This is a genomic window from Pseudomonas sp. rhizo25 (assembly GCF_031931935.1).
Lineage (GTDB): Bacteria > Pseudomonadota > Gammaproteobacteria > Pseudomonadales > Pseudomonadaceae > Aquipseudomonas > Aquipseudomonas synxantha.
Genome location: NZ_JAUJXA010000066.1, coordinates 1 through 339, shown reverse-complemented (window position 1 = coordinate 339; position 339 = coordinate 1). Strand labels below are relative to the sequence as shown.

Annotated in this window: 1 protein-coding gene; it reads right to left on the bottom strand. The window is 52.5% G+C overall.

Going from position 1 to position 339, the window contains the following annotated elements; all coding sequences use genetic code 11:
* The coding region (locus tag QZR30_RS27960; protein WP_322101196.1) for a DUF6708 domain-containing protein at positions 1-252 on the bottom strand (252 nt) is incomplete at its 3' end.
* Positions 253-339: the final 87 nt, after the last annotated feature.

The following is a 339-nucleotide window of genomic DNA, read 5'->3' as shown; positions in this document are numbered from 1 at the left end:
TTCGCAGTCATAGACTTCGATTCGCACGCCCCAGGCGGTGCGGCTGAAGGGTCTGAGGCCGTCGCGGTAAAAGCGGTATACATAGACTTTGCGTCGGAAGCGGTTGAAGCGGATGGGTTCGTCACGGGGAGGGGCAACGTCCATTCTCCAGATATAAATGCCTAGCCATATGCCAGTAATAAATACGATGGGGCCTAGCAAACTTAGCACTAAGGGAGGAAGGTGTTGCTCCGTGACAACATAGCTAATCATACCAGCAGGTGTAACCATGGACAGCAGAAACATAAAAGGAGCTATCCAAATACCAATCCCGCGAGTTCGCACTGTGGCGCGTGCCAA